Genomic DNA, 20,901 nt, shown 5'->3' with positions numbered 1-20,901 from the left:
GACCTACGCCCGTAGGTTTCGTTTCAAGGGAACTTTATAATACATTTGGGTAAGGTGTAACCCTTTTGGCACCCTTCTAAACATAAAAACTCAAGAAAACTATGTATTATTTAGGATTGGATATTGGTAGTTCTTCAATAAAGGCAGCGTTGGTTGACATGGCCACAGGAAAGAGTGTCGGGGTAGTGCAGGAACCTGAAACGGAAATGGGGATGTTGGCCGTTAAAAATGGATGGGCCGAGCAACACCCTGATGATTGGTGGAAACATGTTTGTGCTGCCATTTCAAAACTCGAAACCAATTATAATATTCCGAAATCGGAAATAAAGGGTATTGGTATTTCATACCAGATGCACGGACTTGTTTTGGTCGATAAGAATGGTAATGCCTTAAGACCATCGATCATTTGGTGTGATAGCAGGGCCGTTGAAATAGGGAATAGTGCATTCGAGGAAATTGGGGAGGAAAAATGCAATGGGCATCTATTGAACTCTCCGTCCAATTTTACAGCTTCAAAATTAAAATGGGTCAAGGATAATGAGCCCGAAATCTATAAACTGGTATATAAGTTCATGCTTCCTGGTGATTATATTGCCTACAGGTTATCCAATGAAATGACGACGACCATCCCTGGCCTGTCAGAAGGTATTTTCTGGGATTTTAAGAATGACGAGATTGCCGATTTTCTTCTGGACCATTACGGTATTGAAAAATCAATGGTACCCGATATTGTCGAAACTTTTGGTTTGCAATGTAGTGTCAGCGCTGAAGGGGAGAAAGAAAGTGGAATAGCGGCAGGTACACCCATATATTACAGGGCGGGGGACCAACCCAACAATGCCCTTTCACTAAATGTATTCAATCCTGGGGAAGTTGCCGGTACAGGTGGTACATCGGGGGTTTTCTATGCAGTGACCGATAGTCTCTCTGTGAAGGAAAGTTCCCGCGTGAATAATTTTGCCCATGTAAATTATAAAAAAGGTGCATCACCACGTATAGGAAAGTTATTGTGTATAAACGGTGCCGGAATACAGTATCGTTGGATTTTGAATAATCTGGATGTTGAAAGCTATGCCGAAATGAACGATTTGGCCTCGGAAATCCCTGTGGGGTCCGATGGTGTTTGCATGATTCCTTTTGGAAATGGGGCTGAGCGCATGTTGAATAACAAGGAAGTGGGGTCAAGGCTCGTGAATATTAATTTTAACAATCATGGTAAGGGCCATATTTGTAGGGCGGCGCTTGAGGGAATCGCTTTTTCGTTCGTATACGGTATGGAGATTCTAAAATCGGATGGAATTAAGATCAATGTACTACGGGTTGGCAATGATAATTTATTCCGTTCGGAAATATTTTCGAATACCATAGCCACTTTGCTTGAACAGGATATCGAGATTTACAATACCACTGGTGCGATAGGAGCCGCTAGGGCGGCAGGTTTGCACGATAGTGATTTCGAAAAATTCGGGTCGTATATCATGGAAAATGATTATGTAAAGACCTTTAAGCCCGATAAGGACAAATCGTCCTATGTCGAGGCATATCAAAATTGGAAAGAAGAACTGAAATTAATAATAAATAAATAAAGGATATCATGGCATTGATAGGAAACAAGGAATACTTTAAAGGAATCGGGGAAATCAAATTCGAAGGAAAGGAATCTGATAATCCCTTGGCATTTAAATACTATAACCCTGAACAGGTAGTTGCGGGTAAGACTATGAGCGAACATTTCAAATTTGCAATTGCTTATTGGCATACCTTCTGTGGGCAAGGTTCGGATCCATTTGGACCTGGAACCCAGAATTTTGAATGGGACAAAGCCTCAGACCCAATACAGGCAGCAAGGGATAAGGCCGATGCAGCCTTTGAATTCATCACTAAAATGGGTTTTGATTACTTCTGTTTCCATGATTATGATTTGGTACAAGAAGGGGCAACTTTTGCTGAGTCAGAAAAGCGATTGGCCACAATAACGGAATATCTTAAGGAAAAGAAAGCCGCTTCAGGGGTAAAATTGCTTTGGGGAACAGCCAATTGTTTTTCCAATCCAAGGTACATGAACGGTGCCGCTACCAATCCGGATTTCGATGTAGTCTCAAGAGCAGGGGGACAAATTAAACTAGCCTTGGATGCTACCATGGCCCTAGACGGTGAAAATTATGTTTTTTGGGGAGGTAGGGAAGGTTATATGTCATTGTTGAATACCGATATGGGTCGCGAATTGGATCATATGGGACAATTCTTGGCCATGGCAAGGGACTATGCCCGTAGCCAAGGTTTTAAAGGGAATTTCTTTATAGAGCCTAAACCTATGGAGCCTATGAAACATCAATATGATTTCGATTCGGCTACCGCTATAGGCTTCCTTAAGCAATATGGGTTGGATAAGGATTTCAAAATCAATATCGAAGTGAACCATGCTACATTGGCTCAGCACACTTTCCAACATGAGATTGCAGTTGCTGCAAAAGCAGGAATGTTAGGTAGTTTGGATGCCAACCGTGGCGATTATCAAAACGGATGGGATACAGACCAATTCCCCAATAATATCCTTGAAACAACAGAAGCCATGTTGGTGTTCTTGGAAGCTGGTGGTCTACAAGGTGGAGGTGTTAATTTCGATGCCAAGATAAGACGGAATTCTACCGATTTGGATGATGTATTCCATGCACATATCGGGGGTGCCGATACCTTTGCAAGGGCACTTTTGACCGCCGATAAGATCCTTTCCTCTTCGGATTACAGAAAACTACGTAAAGAAAGATATGGTTCTTTTGATGCCGGAAAGGGTAAGGATTTTGAAAATGGAAAGTTAAGCATGACAGATCTTTATGAATTGGCGAAGAACAATGGTGAGCTTCAGCTTAAAAGTGGTAAGCAGGAATTGTTCGAGAACATCATCAATCAGTATATATAATTTATAAAAGGAAATCCAATGAAGGAATCAATAAATACCCTGTATCTATTAAGGTTAACAGTGGTAGCAACACTGGGAGGTTTGTTATTTGGTTATGATACCGCTGTAATTTCAGGAACGGTGAGTTCATTGGATAGCTTTTTTGTGATGCCTTTTGGGTTGGATGAAATGAACGCAAATGCCCGATTGGGACTTGTGGTCTCCAGTGCCCTTATAGGTTGTGTGATCGGAGGTGTTTTTGGGGGCGTGGTTAGTAAACGACTGGGACGAAGGAACGGACTGGTTTTGGCCGCATTTTTGTTTTTGTTGTCAGCCTTGGGGTCGGCAATGCCCGAACTATTTTTAAAACCCATCGGGGAAGCGGACCATACCTTCATTTATATCTTTATTCTTTATAGGATATTAGGAGGCATTGGGGTAGGATTGGCCTCAATGCTCTCTCCTTTATATATTGCGGAAATAGCACCCGCCAAAAGTAGGGGCAAGTTGGTTTCGATGAACCAGTTTGCCATTATTTTTGGTATGTTGGTTGTTTATTTCGTGAATTATTATATCTCCCTCCAAGGCGATGACACTTGGTTGAATACCGTAGGTTGGCGTTGGATGTTCGCTTCGGAAGTGATCCCGGCCTCCTTGTTTTTGATCATGTTGTTCTTTGTGCCCGATACGCCCAGGTCCTTGGTTTTGAAGTCGAAGCCTGAGAAGGCACTTGCCGTATTGACCAAAGTGAACAATGAGGAAAATGCCAAAAAGATCCTGCATGAGATACAGAATACGGTAACGAGTCATTCGGGAAAGCTTTTCTCCTTTGGCATGACCGTTGTGGTTATCGGGGTATTACTTTCGGTATTCCAACAATTTGTGGGCATTAATGTGGTATTGTATTATGCCCCCGAAATATTTAAGAGTATGGGATCGGGAACCGATGTGGCCCTATTGCAAACCATTATAGTAGGAGCGGTAAACCTAATTTTCACGGTCTTGGCCATTTTGACGGTTGATAAGTTTGGAAGAAAACCTTTGATGATCATCGGGGCTTTGGGTATGGCTTTGTCAATGTTTGCCTTGGGAACCACTTTCTTTTTGGAATCGGTGGGTATTGGCGCACTTGTCTTCATGTTGTGCTATGTCGCCAGTTTCGCAATGAGTTGGGGTCCTGTTACTTGGGTATTGTTATCCGAGATATTTCCAAATAAAATCAGGGGAAAGGCAATGGCTTTTGCCGTTGCGGCCCAGTGGGTGTCAAATTATCTGGTTTCATGGACTTTTCCAATGATGGACAAGAACAGCTATTTGTTGGAAAAATTCAATCATGGTTTCTCTTATTGGGTATATGGTGCCATGGGATTATTGGCCATGTTCCTGGTATGGAAGTTTGTGCCGGAAACCAAAGGAAAGACATTGGAAGAAATGGAGAAAATGTGGCATAAAGATTAAATTGTTTTATATTGACTGGTTCAAAGATCATGGTGTATGATAAAATTAACCCTAAAAGACATTGCCAACCATTTTTCGGTTTCGATTTCCACGGTCTCAAAAGCACTGCACGACAGTCATGAAATTAGTGATAAGTTAAAACACAGGATTCAGGAATTTGCCAAGGAGAACCATTATAGGCCAAATAAGGTGGCCTTGAATTTGGTGAATCGAAGTACGAAATCCATTGGGGTGGTAATCCCCGATATCCTTAATTATTTTTTCATCCAGGTGTTGTATGGTGTTGAAAAGGTGGCCAACGAAAGGGGATATAGCATTATTAGCTGTGTTACCGACCATTCCCTTAAAAAAGAAACCATGACCTTGGAAATGTTGAGTAGTGGTTCGGTCGACGGACTCATAATTTCATCGGTTGCTTCGGAAAGACAAACAAGCAAGCATATAGAGAATGTCAAGAGCATTGTCGATTATCAAATACCCTTGGTGATGTTCGATCGGGTTATAGACGCCATCGAATGTGATAAGGTGATTGTTGATGATTTTGAGGCCGGGTATAAGGCGACCAAATACTTATTGGAAACGGGGTGCAAGACCATTGCGATAATTACCCCAATCAACAAGACCAAAATAGGTAGGTTGCGAATAGGAGGCTATAAAAGGGCCTTAAAAGAAAGGGATATTCCCTTTGATGATAAATTGATTACCCCAATTGGGGCCAAGGATGATCTTGACTTTATTTTGTCATTCATATTGAACGATAAAAATATTGATGGTATTCTTGTTTTGGATGAGATTACCACGGTAAAGACCATGGCTATTATAAAAGCGCGGGGATACCATGTGCCCAATGATATTGCCATTATAGGATTTACAAACGGTCAACTATCAAAATATGTTACCCCTGCATTGACGATGGTAAGTCAGCATGGTACATATATCGGTGAAACCTGTGCCCACCGATTGATTGATCGGATAGAAGGCCTGGGTTCTCCGGGGAATTTCGAGACCAAGGTGGTTAAAACAAGTTTGATCGTGCGGGAATCCACACGAAAAATCCCTTTGGGTTAAATTAATTTTCCATTCAGGGTTCGCTGTATAAAATCCATTTGATGCGAAGCCGGAAACCAAATAGGAATCATTAGTGAAACCAATACGGATTTGGGAAATCCGGAATGTTCTATCGGGGATAGAACATTCCAGAATATGGTTTAAATAATCACTCGTGTATTCTCTGATAAATAGTTTAGTTCCATAGTGGAGCTTTGTAGTCCCCTCGCTCACTCATTTCTTGAAGAAGGACCATCGCTTTTTCTTTGTCACTGGCATAGGTCACGCCAAACCATTCACCTCCGGAGGGAATTACCTTGACACCTATTTTCTTGTTTTCCAGCATTTCCTGGATAACAAAAGGTAGGTAAATTTCCCCATTTTTGATATTCGAATCGTTTTTAAGGAAGGTTCTGAAATCATCTTCGATACTCTTGAATAAGGAAGGGTTGCATACCCAAAAGTTCATACTGGCAAGTTCGTTCCCTGTAAATTCCAATCCGGAATCAAGGTCTTTAATGGTTTCCGATAGTTGTTCGATCTTGGTGCGTTCATTAACAGACAACAGGTTGTTTGCGTTATCCGTGGTACAGACTCCTCGGGAAACCGAACCATGTTCTGATAGGGTGTCCTTTAGGGTGTAGCCTACCAGGGCATAATCGGTAGTATTGTTCTTTATGAAATCGGCAGATTTTTTGTACGCTGAATTGCCGTAATAATCATCTGCGTTGATCACAACGAAAGGGTTGTCGATGACCTTACGGGCCGACCATACGGCATGGGCCGTGCCCCAAGGTTTTTCACGTTCACCACTAAAAGAACTACCTTCGGGCAAATCGCTTAGTTCTTGGGCAACTACGTCCAATTTTATGTGTTTGGGCAATCTTGATGAAAGATGATCGGTCAGGAATTCAACATTGGTTTGTTGTGTAATCACCACAATATGGTCAAAGCCATATTCGATGGCATCATAAATACTGAATTCCATCAGGAACTCCCCGTTGGGTCCCAATGCATCGAATTGTTTTAATTTTCCGTATCTGCTTCCTCGGCCGGCGGCCATTAATAATAATGTCATGTGATTGATTTTATTGGGGTAAAAATAAACCTTTTGATTACAAAGTCTATCCAATTTTCGATATACACCCGATTAATTGGTTTTAAATAGACAAGGTTAAGTACCTCCGATACGCCTATTTTGGTTTTATGGGGAGGGTTGGGGAAATACATGGATATTGTTGCCGGTGTTATAAAAGGGATTGACTTGGGCGCGGACTCCTTACGGCCCCTATCTGATAATTGTCATATTCTTTTACACCTTTCCATTGTATATTTGTATAACGCAAAAAATATCGATGAGCCAACTGATACAGAAATATAATATTCCAGGTCCGCGCTATACAAGTTACCCAACCGTACCCTACTGGGACCAGGATACATTTTCTGGTGATGCATGGAAAAGCACCTTAAAGAAGAGTTTTGACGAAAGCAATGAAAAGGAGGGGATTAGCCTTTATATTCATTTGCCCTATTGTGAAAGCCTGTGTACATTTTGTGGTTGCCATAAGCGCATTACCAAAAGGCATGATGTAGAGGAACCCTATATCGATACTGTTTTAAAGGAATGGAAACTGTATTGTGATCTTCTAGGTTCAAAACCTATAGTCAAAGAGATGCATTTGGGAGGTGGTACCCCGACATTCTTCTCTCCAGAAAATTTACAACGGTTGATCAATGGTATTTTTAAACTTGCGCTTAAGGCACCGGATCATGAATTCAGCTTTGAAGGGCATCCGAATAATACCACCAAGGAACACTTACAGGCCTTGTACGATGTGGGTTTTCGTAGGGTGAGTTATGGGGTGCAGGATTACAATGAAAAAGTACAGAAGGCCATACATAGACTACAGCCTTTTGAAAACGTTAAATATGTTACCGAAGCCGCTCGGGAAATAGGGTATACTTCGGTAAGTCATGATCTTATCTTCGGATTGCCGCATCAAACCCTTGAGCATGTTGAGGAATCTATTTTAAAGACCAAGTCGCTACGACCCGATAGGTTGGCCTTCTATAGTTATGCCCATGTGCCATGGTTAAAGGGTAATGGACAAAGAGGGTTTAAAGATGAAGACCTGCCCAGTGCAAAAGCCAAGAGGAAACAATATGAGGAAGGAAAGAAGTTATTGACCAAAGTAGGGTACGAAGAAATAGGAATGGATCACTTTGCTTTGAAAAGTGATAGTTTGCACCAGTCTATGGTGTCGGGCAAACTGCATCGGAATTTTATGGGGTACACCGCATCCAAAACACAGGTTATGATTGGGTTGGGAGCCTCTAGTATTAGCGATAGTTGGTATAGTTTTGCCCAAAATGTGAAAAGCCTGGAAGAGTACAGGCATTTGGTCGATAATGATGTCATCCCAATTTACAGGGGACATATACTAACTGGGGAAGACATGATCATTAGAAAGCACATCTTGAATCTAATGTGCCGATTTAAAACTTCATGGGGGACAGATGAAACCTATTTTCCTGAGATTTCAATGGTTAAGGATAGACTTTTTGAGATGGAACAGGACGGTTTGGTGGCGTTTGGAATAGATGAATTGAGGGTAACAACGGAAGGCCAGCCTTTTATTCGTAATATTTGTATGGCCTTTGACGTTCTATTACATAGAAAAGAACCTGAGACCAGATTATTTTCTATGACAATTTAAATATTTGAACTTAGTTTTAATACCTACATTATGAAAAAAATAGTAGTACCCGTAGATTTTTCGGAACAGTCAGGATATGCTTTAAGAGTTGCAGCCTCATTGGCAAAAAAGCACAAAGCTGAGATTTTGGCGCTCCATATGTTGGAATTGAACCAGGCGATGGTTACTTCTTCAGAGGGTTTTCATCCTGAACAAATCGTATTCCTTATCAAATTGGCCGAAAAACGGTTTAAGGAGTTTTTGGACAAGCCCTATTTAAGTGGCATTGAAATAACACCTATTGTAAAACATTTTAAAGTATTCAGCGAAGTCAATGACGTGGCTTCAAAGAATAATGCCGATTTGATCGTAATGGGTTCCCATGGTACTGATGGTTTAAAAGAGATTTTTGTGGGATCTAACGCAGAACGCGTTGTTCGTAATTCCGATATCCCCGTTCTTGTTATTAAAAAGGAACATTTAAACTTTAAAGCGGAAAAATTCTTGTTCGCCAGTGGTTTTAAGGAAGAAAGCGTCGAGGCCTTTCAAAAAGCGAAACAGTTTGCAGGTATGCTTTCCGCGGAATTGAAATTAGTTTATATCAACACCCCAGGCGATGATTTCCTTAGTACGAATGATGCCCATACTAGGATTTCAGAGTTCTTGAGCAAGGCAGGTGTAGACACTAAGGTCGATATTTATAATGACTACAGTGTGGAAAATGGCATATTGAATTATGGTGATAAAATCGGTGCCGATATCATAGGTATTCCTACACATGGTAGAAAAGGACTTTCGCATTTCTTTATGGGAAGTATCGGTGAGGACCTGGCCAACCATTCCAATGTTCCCGTAGTGACTTTTAAGATATAGTAGATAGTTTTATAGCGAATATATATTCAAAGGGAAAACCTAATAATGGGTTTTCCCTTTTTTTGTACCCTATCCCCACACATCATTGAAGAAGCTCTACCACTACGGGCTCGATTCATTCGTAAAAATGCAAGAAACGTGAAATAGAATAAAAAGACGTTAATATCCTTTATTATGACTTTTATCATGTAGAAAAATGGAACACTTTTTTATATTTGCCCCAATGAAAGCCTATGTGATTCTTTTTGTCGCACTCTTAATGCTGGTCAAGCCGCTTTGGCCCGTTGCCGAGTATGTCATGAATTACAACTATATAGCGAATGTACTTTGTGAAAACAAAGCGAGGCCCCAACTGCATTGCGATGGCAAATGCTATTTGGCCAAACAGTTGGCGAAAGAGATGGATCAGAACGAGGATAATCCGTTCGGTGAAAAGAAATCGAATAACGAGGTGCTTTCGATCCTGTTTTTTCAATCGTTTTTAAAGGTTGATTTAGGGATGGTTTTTACGACAGCAAAGCAGGATAATTTTAAAATAGGCCATACATTTTTGGCCCAATTGTATACTTCAGATATTTCCGAGCCTCCAGAGCAGGCATAACGCCATAGACTGTGCCAGTGTTTTAGGAGGTTGTTTTCCTAGGATAGGCACCCTTCAACCTATACGTTAAGAAAAAATATAACCAATGCAAATTGAAATTGGTGTCGTGCCGCAATATTCTATTGGGGTTAGGCCCGAACGTTTTATATGCTTTTTGGGAATTCTGTGCTGTTTGTTGTTTGCGATTCAAACGCATGCCCAAGAAAAGAAAGTTGAATCGGTCATTGATAGTATTCTGCCCGTAAATTTGGAAGAAGTCATTATTGTGGCTTCTTATGACCATACCTTGGAACATAGGTCGCAGCATAAACCACTCTCAACCCTTGACGAGTATTTGGAGTCTTCGAGAAAGGTGAGTATGATCAAGCGTGGGGCATATGCTTGGGAGCCCGTCTTGAACGACATGTCCTCTGAGCGACTTTCGGTGACCATCGATGGTATGCGGATTTTTGGGGCATGTACGGATAAGATGGATCCGGTGACTTCCTATGTTGATGTTTCCAATCTTAAGGAAGTCCATGTTTCGGGTGGTCAACAAGGTGCGGAACAAGGTTCTGTCATCGGTGGTTCGATTGATCTAAAGTTGGAAAAGAGCGATTTTGTTGAAAAAGGATGGTTTGGTTCTGTGGAGACAGGAGGGGAAACATCCAATGCCGCACGGATTTTGGGGGGCGAACTCAATTATTCGGATTCCAAATTCTATGTGGACACTGATGCCATTTACCGTAAAGCGGATAATTATTCAGCGGGTGGGGGTGATGAAGTTGCATTTTCACAATATGAAAAATACAACCTCTCAACCAATGCTGGATATCGGGTCAGTGAAGGAAAGAAGCTTTCGGCCTCTTTTATTTTTGACGAAGCCCGCGATGTGGGATATCCGGCCTTGCCTATGGATGTTTCATTGGCACGGGCGTATATTGCTTCGGTCAGTTGGTCGCAGAAATCATTCTTAAAACATTTTACAGACTGGGAGACCAAATTGTACGCCAATAAGGTTACCCATGTCATGGATGATTCCAAAAGGCCGGATGTGCCTATCCGGATGGATATGCCGGGATGGAGTGATACCTATGGGTTTTATACCCAAGCGAATCTAAGGCTCGAATCACATCGATTCTTGTTGAAGTTGGATGGGTATTACAACCGTTCTTTGGCCGAAATGACCATGTATCCCGAGGATCCTGATGAGAATTCCATGTTCATGCTTACTTGGCCCGATGTGCGAACCTTCAATTCCGGTTTTTATTCGGAGGATATGATCCCATTCGAGACGGGTTATTTGAAACTTTCCACGCGCTTGGCAATCAATATGAGTAATGTGGCCGATGAATTCGGGTTGAATAGCTTAAGAATCTTCTATCCCGATATGCCACAACGCAAAAACCGTTTCTTGAAAAGCGTCTCTTTGCAATACTATAAGGACCTGGATAAGTTTCATGTCAATACAGGGCTTTCCTATGGGGATAGGGCACCATCGGTTTCCGAAGGTTACGGGTTTTACCTATTCAACAGTTTTGATAACCACGATTATATTGGTGATCCCGAGCTGTCCAATGAGAAGGCCCTTGAAGCCAACGCCAAGGTTTCCTTTAAAGGGGATAGGTTGAGTACAAGTATCGAAGGCAACTATTTTTTCATGCAGGATTATATATTGGGGGAAGTCGATCCCAGCCTGAGTGTAATGACCATTGGTGCCGAGGGGGTAAAGATTTATAAGAATCTTGAATATGCCCATTTGTTCAATATTTCATGGGAAAATGAATATGATATCACGCCGGTATTAAAATGGACAGGTATACTGTCCTATCACAGAGGGGTTGATGATGACAATCGTAATTTGCCTTTCATAAGTCCATTGACCTACAAATCCGGACTCCAGTATGCACAACAAGGGTATACGGGGTCTATATCGATGAAAGGGGCCGCCAGTCAGGAGAATTTTAATCCCGATTTTGGGGAGGATAAGACCGATGCATATATGGTTTTTTCCCTTTCCATGGGAAAAATATTTACGATTGATTCCAATACACTGTATGTGAAGTTGGGGGTGGAGAATATTTTTGATGAATATTATTCAACGTATACCGACTGGAAGAATATCCCCCGTATGGGACGTAATTTTTTTATGAACGTTTCCTATGCGATCAACTAGTTCTATTATAATCAACAACATTTATAACACACAAATCAAAAAGAAAAAAATGAAGAGAATTAAATTATTTTTGGCCGCAATTATAGTTGCTGCAGGTTTTGTTTCCTGTAGTGATAACAATAACGATGATGACATCATTATTGAGGTAAACCCATTGGAAGGGTACAATATGTTGACCAAGTTGACGGCCAACACCCATTCTATTGAAATCTATTCGGAGCAGGATCAATTCACCATAGGGTACAATGAGTTGTTTTTTAGGATTAAGGATGATGCGGCGGACACGTATATTTCGAATGCAGAGGTGTCGTGGATGCCTGTTATGCACATGACCGAAATGCAGCACTCCTGTCCGAAATCCAGTGTCGGTGTTACCGATGATACATCGGTGTATTCGGGTTATGTTGTATTCCAAATGCCAGGCAATGATACGGAGTATTGGGAAATGACCTTTGATTACAGCATTGATGGCACATCGTACAGCCTTACGGAGAAAATCGATGTACTTGCGCCTGTCAATGATAAAAGACGCGTAACGGTCTTTACAGGAAGTGACGATGTTCGTTATGTCTTGGCCATGATGCCCTTGGATCCCCAAGTGGCCGTCAATGATTTTTCGGCCATGTTGTTCAAGATGGAAAGTATGATGAGTTTTCCCAATGTTGCGGATTATGCTATAATGATCGACCCTAGAATGCCAAGTATGGGTAACCATAGTTCTCCCAATAACGTCGATTTATCGTATGATGCCACATCCCAAATGTACAACGGTAAATTATCGTTGACCATGACGGGCTATTGGAAGATCAATTTAAAAGTGATGGATGATGACGATACGTTGCTTAAAGGTGAGGATGTTACTGATGAAAATGAAGCCAGTAGTTTGTTTTTTGAAATTGAATTTTAATATATACCAATCCAAATAAGGGTTGTTTTAAGAGGGAAGTCGATTGGACTTCCCTCTTTTTTTATCCCCAAAAACAACCATATGGCTCTAGGATGTATTTTATTGTAGTGTGGTTGCACCTAAAAGTACCCATAGATCACGGTACCTATACTTAAAGAGCCCTCAAGAAAGGGCTTGCGATTTTTCTTTTTCGTAGGGTTGGCCGAACGGATTGAATAGCAGAAAGTTAAGGCTTTTTTTTGTTGGAAAATGAATGATAATAATGTATCTTCATAAAGGCAAAAATGATTTTTCGGCCTTTATGTCATTCGCTAGATCGATTATAGTCTTATGCTCTAGGTTGTCAATAAGGTTTTTTCGGTAAGAAGCGGCAAAATCATGTAGGGGACAAGGTCGTTCGCTGTGGCAATTTTCGATGCTCAATAAGCACGAATTCAACCTATTGTCACCATCGATGATCGTTATGATGTTGATCAATGGGGTTTTTAAATTCTGCTCACTTAAATAGAATCCGCCATTGGGGCCGCGGGTAGAGGAAACGATATTGTGCCGGGATAGGTCTTGGAGCAATTTGGAAATATAAGCTTGGGGTACATTAATGGGTTCACTAATGTTCTTGGCCATTATTTTATTTGATTCACTGGCGTTTACGGCCAGATAGAGGACCGCTTTTATGGCGTACTTGGAAGAATTGGATAACATGGAACGTATGGTATTAATGGCAACAAAAATAAAAAGACTTTTTTATCCGAAATATGACTAATGTCATTTTTTGGGAGATTTAATAAGAATAATTTTACCGCAATAATTGTAACTAATACAAAAACTATGAAAATACCTTTTAAAAGTGCAATCTTTTTAATGTCATTACTAATGCTTAGTTGTGGTGGCAAGGAAGAAAAGAAAAAAGATGGTTTTAGTGTAAGACCACAAAAGACAACAACTACCGAAAAGGCCGTTGAAACCCCTGCTGCCTCAAGTGACAAGGCATCTGAACGTGTTGATTTGACCAACAAGGGTGTGGGTCCCATCAAATCGATTACCTTGGATGAAACCATTGATGATGCGATGGCGGCAAAAGGTAAGGAAGTGTATGACCAAATGTGCTTGGCATGCCATAGGATCGGCAAAAAATTCATTGGCCCACCACCTAACGGTGTTTTGGAACGAAGAACTCCGGAATGGGTAATGAATATGATACTTAATCCTCAAGAAATGGTTAAGGAAGATCCCTTGGCCAAAGACCTTTTGACGGAATTCAATGGGTCTCCTATGGCCAATCAGGGGCTTACGGAAGAGCAGGCTCGCGCTGTTCTTGAGTATTTCAGAACATTATAAACCTATCCATTATGCAAACAACAACCAAACTTGGATTATTGATTGGTTCATTTCTTATGCTGATATTATTTGTCGGATGTAAGAATGAAGCCAAAACGGAAGCTGCCCCGGCCTCTTCTACAGAGACTTCTGAAGAAGTAGTGAAACAAGGGCAGGCCTTTATAGAGGACGATGGGTCAACACCCAATGTATTGCAGATTGCTATCGGATCGCCAGATCATACCACATTGGTAGCTGCGGTACAAGCGGCCGGACTGGAAAACTCATTGGTCAATGCGGGACCATTAATGGTTTTCGCTCCTACCAATGCAGCTTTTGAGGCTTTGCCAGAAGGGACGGTTGAAAATTTATTGAAACCGGAAAACAAGGAAGCCTTGGCAAATATCCTCAAATATCATGTAACCCCTGGGAACTATAGTAAGGACTTTTTGAAGAAGTTCAAAAAAGTAGGTCAGGCCAATGGTCAAGATGCGATTGTTGAAGTTAAGGGTGATGACGTATATGTTGGTGGTGCCAAAATCATTGCAAGTATAAAAGCGGGTAATGGTATCGTACATGTCATTGATAAGGTTATTTTGCCGCCAACCAAAGAATAATCAACTTTAATAAACACTAATACAAATACAATGAGAAAAATCAAATATTCGATACTTTCCCTTTTAGGGCTGGTGATGGTCTTTACCAGTTGCAATGATTCGGGTAAGAAATCCCGTGGGGCACTGGCCTCCAACAATGCCGAGAAGGTTTATGTGGCACCAGGGGAACAAGATGAATTTTACGCATTTATGTCAGGTGGGTATAGTGGTAACCTAACGGTTTATGGCTTGCCTTCAGGACGAATGTTCAAGGAAATCCCGGTATTTTCGCAATTTGCTACCAATGGTTATGGTTATTCCGAGGAAACAAAACCCATGTTGAATACTTCCTTTGGTTTTGTGCCATGGGATGATTCCCACCACCCTGATATATCACAAACCAATGGTGAATTGGATGGTCGTTGGATTTTCATCAACGGAAACAATACACCCCGTATAGCACGGATCGACTTAAAAACGTTTGAGACGGCCGAGATTATAGAGGTACCCAATAGTGCGGGTAACCATAGTTCCTCTTTCATTACGGAAAACACCGAGTATGTTGTCGCAGGTACACGTTTTTCCGTGCCGGTTCCCCAAAGGGATATGCCGATCAATGAATACAAAGGCAATTTTAAAGGGGCACTTTCCTTTATCAGTGTAGATCCGGAAGATGGGGAAATGGATATTAAGTTTCAAATATTGATGCCTGGCTTCAATTATGACCTTTCACATCCTGGACGTGGAAAATCACATGGCTGGTTCTTCTTTACCACCTATAATACCGAGGAAGCGAATTCCTTGTTAGAGGTTAATGCCTCCCAGAATGACAAGGATTTTATCGCTGCCATTAATTGGAAGAAAATCGAAGAGTACGTAAACAATGGGGGTGGTACCAAAATACCCGCTAATTACGCGCATAACATATATAGCGATGAGGATCATACGGCTGTTTCAACCATGAAGAAAGAAGTGTTGACCGTGGATCCCACCAAGGTTCCCGGAGCTGTTTATTTCTTGCCTACCCCAAAATCACCCCATGGTTGTGATGTGGATCCTACGGGTAGTTATATTATCGGTAACGGAAAGCTTTCCGCTGACCTTACTGTACACTCTTTTGATAAGATGTTGGCTGCTATTGAAGGCAAAAAATTCGATGGAGAGGCCTATGGCATTCCAATTCTTAAATTCGAGGATGTATTGGCAGGAACCGTGAAAAGTGGAGGCCTCGGTCCCCTACATACCGAATTTGACGGTGAGGGCAATGCCTATACTACATTCTTTATATCTTCGGAAGTGGTAATGTGGAAATTGGGTACTTGGGAAGTGGTCGATAGAAAACCTACCTATTATTCTGTGGGTCACTTAATGATTCCTGGTGGTAACTCCAGAAAACCTTTCGGTAAGTATGTGGTAGCCATGAACAAGATTACCAAGGATAGGTACTTGCCTACGGGTCCTGAATTGGAACATTCTGCCCAGTTATATGATATTTCCGGGGATAAAATGGAGTTGATCTATGACTTCCCAACACATGGTGAGCCGCATTATGCAGCGGGAATACCTGCGGAACTCATAGCACCGAAGTCCCAAAAAATATATAAGCTTGCCGAGAATAAACATCCTAGGGCAACACTTGGGGTAAATGATGCTCGAGTGGAACGTGATGGGAACGAAGTGCATGTTTATATGGCCATGATCCGTAGTCACTTTACCCCTGATAATATTGAAGGGATAAAGGTGGGCGATAAGGTATACTTCCATATTACCAACCATGAACAGGATTTTGATGTACCACACGGTTTTGCAATGATCGGAGCCAACAATTCAGAGTTGTTGATCATGCCGGGTCAAACCAAAACATTGGTTTGGGAGCCTAAGCAAGTTGGGGTATGGCCATTTTATTGTACCGATTTCTGTTCGGCCTTACACCAAGAAATGCAAGGTTATGTTAGGGTATCGCCGACCAATTCAAATGTTGACCTGACATGGTCCTTAGGTGAATAATTTATAGAAGAACATTTATTTATTTCAATAATAAAAGCGGGCTGCGTCTATGACCTGCCCGCTTTTTACAATTTTACAGCAACCTATCACAGCCAAACGCAATTCGTAAACCATCAAAAAGTATAACTGATGAAAAAAGCAAGTGTTTTAATGATTATTGGCCCATTATTACTTTTGGGATTGTATTTTTTTCCACTATGGAATATCATGTTAGGTGCACCGCAATACCCAGATCCTTTGGGAATGAATATACACATCACCGGAATTAAGGGAGTGTCTGAGTTCGATCTTCAGAATATTGACGGACTCAACCACTATATTGGTATGAAAGTCATTCCAAAGCCGGAAGAGATGTGGGAGTTCACTGTTTTCCCCTATGTCATTGGGGGGATGGTATTACTAGGCGTTATTATTGGCCTATTAGGCTATATGAACAAAGTAAGTTATAAATGGTTTTTAGGCTGGTTTGTACTTATGAGTATTTTGGGGGTATTGGGAATGTATGATTTCAATGCTTGGCTGCTTGATTATGGGTCCAATCTAGATCCACATGCCATCATAAAGGTGGTCAATCCAGATGGTACACCCATGACTTATAAGCCGCCATTATTGGGATATCAAAAAATGTTGAATTTTGATGTTACCTCGCTACCGCATGTAGGGGCTTATATGATGTTCGTGGGTATGATGTTGACGGTTGTGGCATTCTTTGTCGGCAAGAAGGAAGCGGGTAAGATTAAGAACACCTAAGAAACCATAAATCCTATAAAAGTTAATACCTATGATAAGTAGATACATTTTTTTAACGGTGGTACTATTGGCCATGGTATCCTGTGAGGTTAGTCCAAAACCCATCAACTACGGGTCTGATGGATGTCATTTCTGTTCAATGACAATTGTTGATAAGCAGCATGCGGCTGAAATAGTGACGAAAAAAGGGAAGGCCTTTAAGTTTGATGCTGTAGAGTGCATGATGAATCATTTGAAAGAAGTCGATGTTACGACAATTGAACTATTTTTGGTTAATGATTTTCATGCTCCCGGTACGTTAATCGACGCTAAGGATGCAACTTTTTTGATCAGTAAGAGTATACCTAGCCCTATGGGCGAATACCTATCCGCTTTTTACACCCAAGAACAGGCAGAACTGATTGAAGCGGAGAACCAAGGGGAATTATTTACATGGGAAGCGTTGAAATCAAGGTTTAAGGTGCATTGATCATACCTGTATAGAAAGGCAGAAGGAAAGGACATAAAATGTTCCTTGATTCCTATTTCCCATTATTTAAAAAAAGACGATATACCATGTATGAAATAAGTAACCAAATAGTTGAACAGGGTTTTGATAAATTCCAATTACAAAAGTTGGTAAAGTCACCAAATTATGAAATACTCAATATCAGTTTGGAAAAAGGGGAGGTTTTTCCGGAACATACCTCACCCACCCACGCACATTTAGTGGTATTGGAAGGGGAGATAATTTTCCATATCAAGGGAGAGAACCATAGATTAAAGGAGCAACAGTACTTCAACTTCCCAAAAGAGGAAAAACATTGGGTGGAAGCGGTGGTGAATTCTAAATTTTTGGTCATTCGATAATGGGATATTACAATCGACATTTATTGGTCCTACTTTTCCTGATTGGGAATTCACTGTGGGCCAAAACCATAACGGTCTGTCCTGACTGTAAGGTGAAATCAATAAAAGAGGGGATTGGAATAGCCTCGGATTATGATACACTTTTGATCAAAAAAGGGACGTACAAGGAATTTAATCTTCTTGTAGACAAACCTATGACCTTGTTGGGTGAAAACTTTCCTGTAATCGATGGGGAAGACCGGGGCGAGATCATACGGGTCGTTTCGGATAACGTTACCATAGACGGACTATTCATTATCAATGTTGGTACGAGTTATACGACCGATTATGCCGCCATTAGGGTGGTCAAAAGCGAAAACTTCCTTATACAGAATGTGGTGTTGGAAAAGCTTTTTTTTGGCATCTATCTTGAAAAATCTAATCACGGTAAAGTGTATCACAATAAGATTGTTGGGGATGCCGTAGATGAGTATAATTCCGGCAACGGTATTCAATTGTGGTATTCGCACCATGTTGAGGTTGACCGAAATATTGTTCAAGGGGTAAGGGACGGTATTTACCTGGAGTTTTCAGACCACATAACCATCAATGACAATGAGAGTACCAATAACCTTAGGTATGGCCTGCATTTTATGTTTTCAGATGATGATGTTTATACGAATAATACTTTCGAGAAGAATGGCGCAGGTGTAGCGGTCATGTTTTCCAAGCGCATTAGAATGGTCGGTAATACCTTTCGACAAAATTGGGGTACTGCAGCCTTTGGTATGCTACTCAAGGAAATCAACGATGCAGAGATTATCGGAAACACTTTTGAAGAGAATACCATAGGGATCAACATTGAAGGTTCCAACCGTATTACCTATAGGAATAACGATTTTATCAATAACGGTTGGGCCGTAAAGGTTCTTGGGGCTTGTTATACCAATTCATTCGAGCATAATAATTTCCTGTACAATTCCTTTGATATTTCCTATAATAGCAAGCTGAACGATAATAAGTTCGAGAATAATTATTGGAGTAATTATACAGGTTATGACTTGGATAAAGACGGGATAGGTGATGTGCCCTATCGCCCCGTGAAATTGTTTTCATACATTGTGAATCGGACACCGGAAACGATCGTGCTATTGCGCAGTTTGTTTATGGATATCATTGATTTTTCCGAAAAAGTATCTCCCGTATTTACACCCGATAATCTTTTGGATACCTTACCCTTAATGAAAAAAGCAGAATGATAGAGATAGAGAATCTACATAAGAAATTTGGAAAGAACCAAGTGCTTTCCCATTTGGACCTACATATTAATGAAGGGGGGATTTTTGCCGTTTTAGGTCCTAATGGCTCAGGAAAAACGACTTTGATCAAAAGTATTTTGGGGATGGTGGTCCCCAACAAAGGGAACCTTACGGTCTTGGGGGCGTCCGTTAGAAAAAATTGGAAGTACCGACAAGAAATCGACTATTTGCCCCAAATTGCCAATTTCCCTGGTAATCTTAAGGTGAGGGAGCTGATTCGTATGATCAAGGATCTACGTCAAAAACCCAGTAGGGAACAAGAGCTGATAACGCTTTTTGGCCTAGAACCCTTTTTAGACAAGAAATTGGCGACACTCTCAGGAGGGACCAAGCAAAAAGTCAATATCGTACTGACCTTTATGTTCGATAGTCCATTGATTATTCTCGATGAGCCGACTACGGGGTTGGACCCAGCATCACTGATCAAATTAAAGGAATTGATCCTGCAGGAAAAGGGCAAGGGAAAAACTATTTTGATTACGACCCATATTATGCAATTTGTCGAAGAAATGGCCGATAAGATAGTGTACCTTCTAGAGGGTAACATTTACTTTAAAGGCACGATTGATGAATTGATGGCCAAAACCGAACAAAGTGATTTTGAACATGCCATAGCGGCTATATCAACCCATACTACAAATGCTTAAGATACTTAAATATAGTTTTTACGATTTAATGCGAAGTCGATGGAGTTATGTGTACTTCCTTTTTTACTTGGCATTGGGTTTTGTCCTTCTTTTTTTGAACCAGGATCTTTCGAAGGCGGTCATCACCCTAATGAATGTGATCATTGTTCTTGTACCCTTGATCAGTACGATTTTCGGGGTTATGTATTTTTATAACTCCAAGGAATTTACAGAACTGCTGTTGGCACAACCCTTAAAGCGTACCTCCATATTCTTGGGGCAATACTTGGGTGTTGCAGGTTCCCTTACATTGAGTCTGGTTTTGGGATTGGGAATTCCCTTCGTGCTCTACGGATTGTTCCGTAGCGATGCCATTTGGGATTTTTCGTTGCTCTTGGTCACTGGGGCATTCTTGACCATGATCTTCACGGCATTGGCATTTAATATAGCCCTGTCCAATGAAAATAAAATCAAGGGTTTTGGTTATGCCGTTCTCATGTGGTTGTTCTTGGCTGTTATCTATGATGGACTCTTTTTATTGTCATTGATAATTTTTGAGGAATATCCGTTGGATTCCTTTTCATTGGCGGCTACGACCTTTAACCCGATTGATTTGTCAAGGACCCTGATTTTGTTGAAATTGGATATCTCCGCTTTGCTGGGTTATACTGGAGCCGTATTCAAATCCTATTTCGGAACCAATTTAGGGTTGTTCGTTTCCTTGGGCATGCTGGTGTTATGGACAATTCTTCCCGTGTGGAGATTGGCCTATAAATCGAAGAGAAAGGATTTTTAGACTACATTCGCTTCAAAGAAGTTGTT

The 20,901-nt window shown here is 41.1% G+C and carries 20 protein-coding genes; 18 read left to right on the top strand and 2 right to left on the bottom strand.

The features are described from left to right. Positions 1-101 precede the first annotated feature (101 nt). From HPE56_RS11535 to HPE56_RS11520, 4 genes are read left to right on the top strand one after another with little or no spacing between them, the layout of a single operon-like run. On the top strand, positions 102-1,586 hold the full coding sequence (locus tag HPE56_RS11535) for a xylulokinase (protein WP_188243911.1): 1,485 nt from the start codon (positions 102-104) through the stop codon (positions 1,584-1,586). An 8-nt stretch (positions 1,587-1,594) separates the two neighbouring features. Next, positions 1,595-2,920: a xylose isomerase gene (gene xylA, locus HPE56_RS11530; protein ID WP_188243910.1), complete on the top strand. Its 1,326-nt coding sequence runs from the start codon at positions 1,595-1,597 to the stop codon at positions 2,918-2,920. An 18-nt stretch (positions 2,921-2,938) separates the two neighbouring features. Continuing rightward, positions 2,939-4,357, top strand: a complete 1,419-nt coding sequence (gene xylE / locus HPE56_RS11525) for a D-xylose transporter XylE (RefSeq protein ID WP_188243909.1) — start codon at positions 2,939-2,941, stop codon at positions 4,355-4,357. 36 nt (positions 4,358-4,393) lie between these two features. Next, complete coding sequence (locus HPE56_RS11520; protein WP_188243908.1) at positions 4,394-5,425, top strand: LacI family DNA-binding transcriptional regulator; 1,032 nt, start codon at positions 4,394-4,396, stop codon at positions 5,423-5,425. 175 nt (positions 5,426-5,600) lie between these two features. Here the strand turns inward: HPE56_RS11520 and HPE56_RS11515 are convergent, their stop codons facing one another. Further along, the gene (locus tag HPE56_RS11515) at positions 5,601-6,482 is read right to left on the bottom strand and encodes a nucleotidyltransferase family protein (RefSeq protein WP_223170280.1); all 882 of its coding nucleotides are present in this window, start codon (positions 6,480-6,482) and stop codon (positions 5,601-5,603) included. A gap of 277 nt (positions 6,483-6,759) precedes the next feature. Here HPE56_RS11515 and hemN point away from each other — a divergent pair, with 277 nt between their 5' ends. The 5 genes from hemN (at position 6,760) to HPE56_RS11490 (ending at position 12,636) form a co-directional block, all read left to right on the top strand. Continuing rightward, positions 6,760-8,121: an oxygen-independent coproporphyrinogen III oxidase gene (gene hemN, locus HPE56_RS11510; protein ID WP_188243907.1), complete on the top strand. Its 1,362-nt coding sequence runs from the start codon at positions 6,760-6,762 to the stop codon at positions 8,119-8,121. 30 nt (positions 8,122-8,151) lie between these two features. Continuing rightward, positions 8,152-8,973: a universal stress protein gene (locus HPE56_RS11505; RefSeq protein WP_188243906.1), complete on the top strand. Its 822-nt coding sequence runs from the start codon at positions 8,152-8,154 to the stop codon at positions 8,971-8,973. A 196-nt stretch (positions 8,974-9,169) separates the two neighbouring features. Further along, the gene (locus HPE56_RS11500; RefSeq protein ID WP_188243905.1) at positions 9,170-9,574 is read left to right on the top strand and encodes a hypothetical protein; all 405 of its coding nucleotides are present in this window, start codon (positions 9,170-9,172) and stop codon (positions 9,572-9,574) included. A gap of 85 nt (positions 9,575-9,659) precedes the next feature. Beyond that, complete coding sequence (locus HPE56_RS11495) at positions 9,660-11,729, top strand: TonB-copper family protein (protein WP_188243904.1); 2,070 nt, start codon at positions 9,660-9,662, stop codon at positions 11,727-11,729. A 49-nt stretch (positions 11,730-11,778) separates the two neighbouring features. Then, positions 11,779-12,636 (top strand): hypothetical protein, encoded by an 858-nt coding sequence (locus HPE56_RS11490; protein ID WP_188243903.1) that lies wholly within the window; start codon positions 11,779-11,781, stop codon positions 12,634-12,636. A gap of 270 nt (positions 12,637-12,906) precedes the next feature. Here HPE56_RS11490 and HPE56_RS11485 read toward each other — a convergent pair whose 3' ends face one another. Further along, positions 12,907-13,338, bottom strand: a complete 432-nt coding sequence (locus tag HPE56_RS11485; protein WP_188243902.1) for an RrF2 family transcriptional regulator — start codon at positions 13,336-13,338, stop codon at positions 12,907-12,909. Positions 13,339-13,464: 126 nt separating this feature from the next. Between HPE56_RS11485 and HPE56_RS11480 the strand changes: the two genes are divergently transcribed. The 9 genes from HPE56_RS11480 to HPE56_RS11440 all read left to right on the top strand — a co-directional run bounded on the left by HPE56_RS11480 (position 13,465) and on the right by HPE56_RS11440 (position 20,875). Next, complete coding sequence (locus HPE56_RS11480) at positions 13,465-13,974, top strand: c-type cytochrome (RefSeq protein WP_188243901.1); 510 nt, start codon at positions 13,465-13,467, stop codon at positions 13,972-13,974. Between the two features lie 11 nt (positions 13,975-13,985). After that, on the top strand, positions 13,986-14,570 hold the full coding sequence (locus HPE56_RS11475) for a fasciclin domain-containing protein (RefSeq protein ID WP_188243900.1): 585 nt from the start codon (positions 13,986-13,988) through the stop codon (positions 14,568-14,570). 30 nt (positions 14,571-14,600) lie between these two features. Further along, on the top strand, positions 14,601-16,556 hold the full coding sequence (gene nosZ, locus HPE56_RS11470) for a Sec-dependent nitrous-oxide reductase (protein ID WP_188243899.1): 1,956 nt from the start codon (positions 14,601-14,603) through the stop codon (positions 16,554-16,556). Between the two features lie 129 nt (positions 16,557-16,685). Beyond that, a complete protein-coding gene (locus tag HPE56_RS11465) occupies positions 16,686-17,306 on the top strand; it encodes a hypothetical protein (RefSeq protein WP_188243898.1) in 621 nt (206 codons plus the stop codon). A gap of 31 nt (positions 17,307-17,337) precedes the next feature. Then, the gene (locus HPE56_RS11460; RefSeq protein ID WP_188243897.1) at positions 17,338-17,775 is read left to right on the top strand and encodes a nitrous oxide reductase accessory protein NosL; all 438 of its coding nucleotides are present in this window, start codon (positions 17,338-17,340) and stop codon (positions 17,773-17,775) included. 86 nt (positions 17,776-17,861) lie between these two features. Further along, positions 17,862-18,155: a cupin domain-containing protein gene (locus HPE56_RS11455; RefSeq protein WP_188243896.1), complete on the top strand. Its 294-nt coding sequence runs from the start codon at positions 17,862-17,864 to the stop codon at positions 18,153-18,155. Further along, positions 18,155-19,393 (top strand): nitrous oxide reductase family maturation protein NosD, encoded by a 1,239-nt coding sequence (locus HPE56_RS11450; RefSeq protein WP_188243895.1) that lies wholly within the window; start codon positions 18,155-18,157, stop codon positions 19,391-19,393. Before HPE56_RS11455 ends, HPE56_RS11450 begins: the two co-directional genes overlap by 1 nt. Further along, on the top strand, positions 19,390-20,100 hold the full coding sequence (locus HPE56_RS11445) for an ABC transporter ATP-binding protein (RefSeq protein ID WP_188243894.1): 711 nt from the start codon (positions 19,390-19,392) through the stop codon (positions 20,098-20,100). The genes HPE56_RS11450 and HPE56_RS11445 overlap by 4 nt, the downstream gene beginning before the upstream one ends. Next, positions 20,093-20,875 (top strand): ABC transporter permease, encoded by a 783-nt coding sequence (locus HPE56_RS11440; RefSeq protein ID WP_188243893.1) that lies wholly within the window; start codon positions 20,093-20,095, stop codon positions 20,873-20,875. The genes HPE56_RS11445 and HPE56_RS11440 overlap by 8 nt, the downstream gene beginning before the upstream one ends. The last annotated feature ends 26 nt before the right edge of the window (positions 20,876-20,901 follow it).

Source organism: Maribacter aquimaris (genome assembly GCF_014596745.1).
GTDB classification, from domain to species: Bacteria; Bacteroidota; Bacteroidia; order Flavobacteriales; family Flavobacteriaceae; genus Maribacter_A; species Maribacter_A aquimaris.
This window is presented reverse-complemented; position numbering and strand designations above follow the sequence as displayed.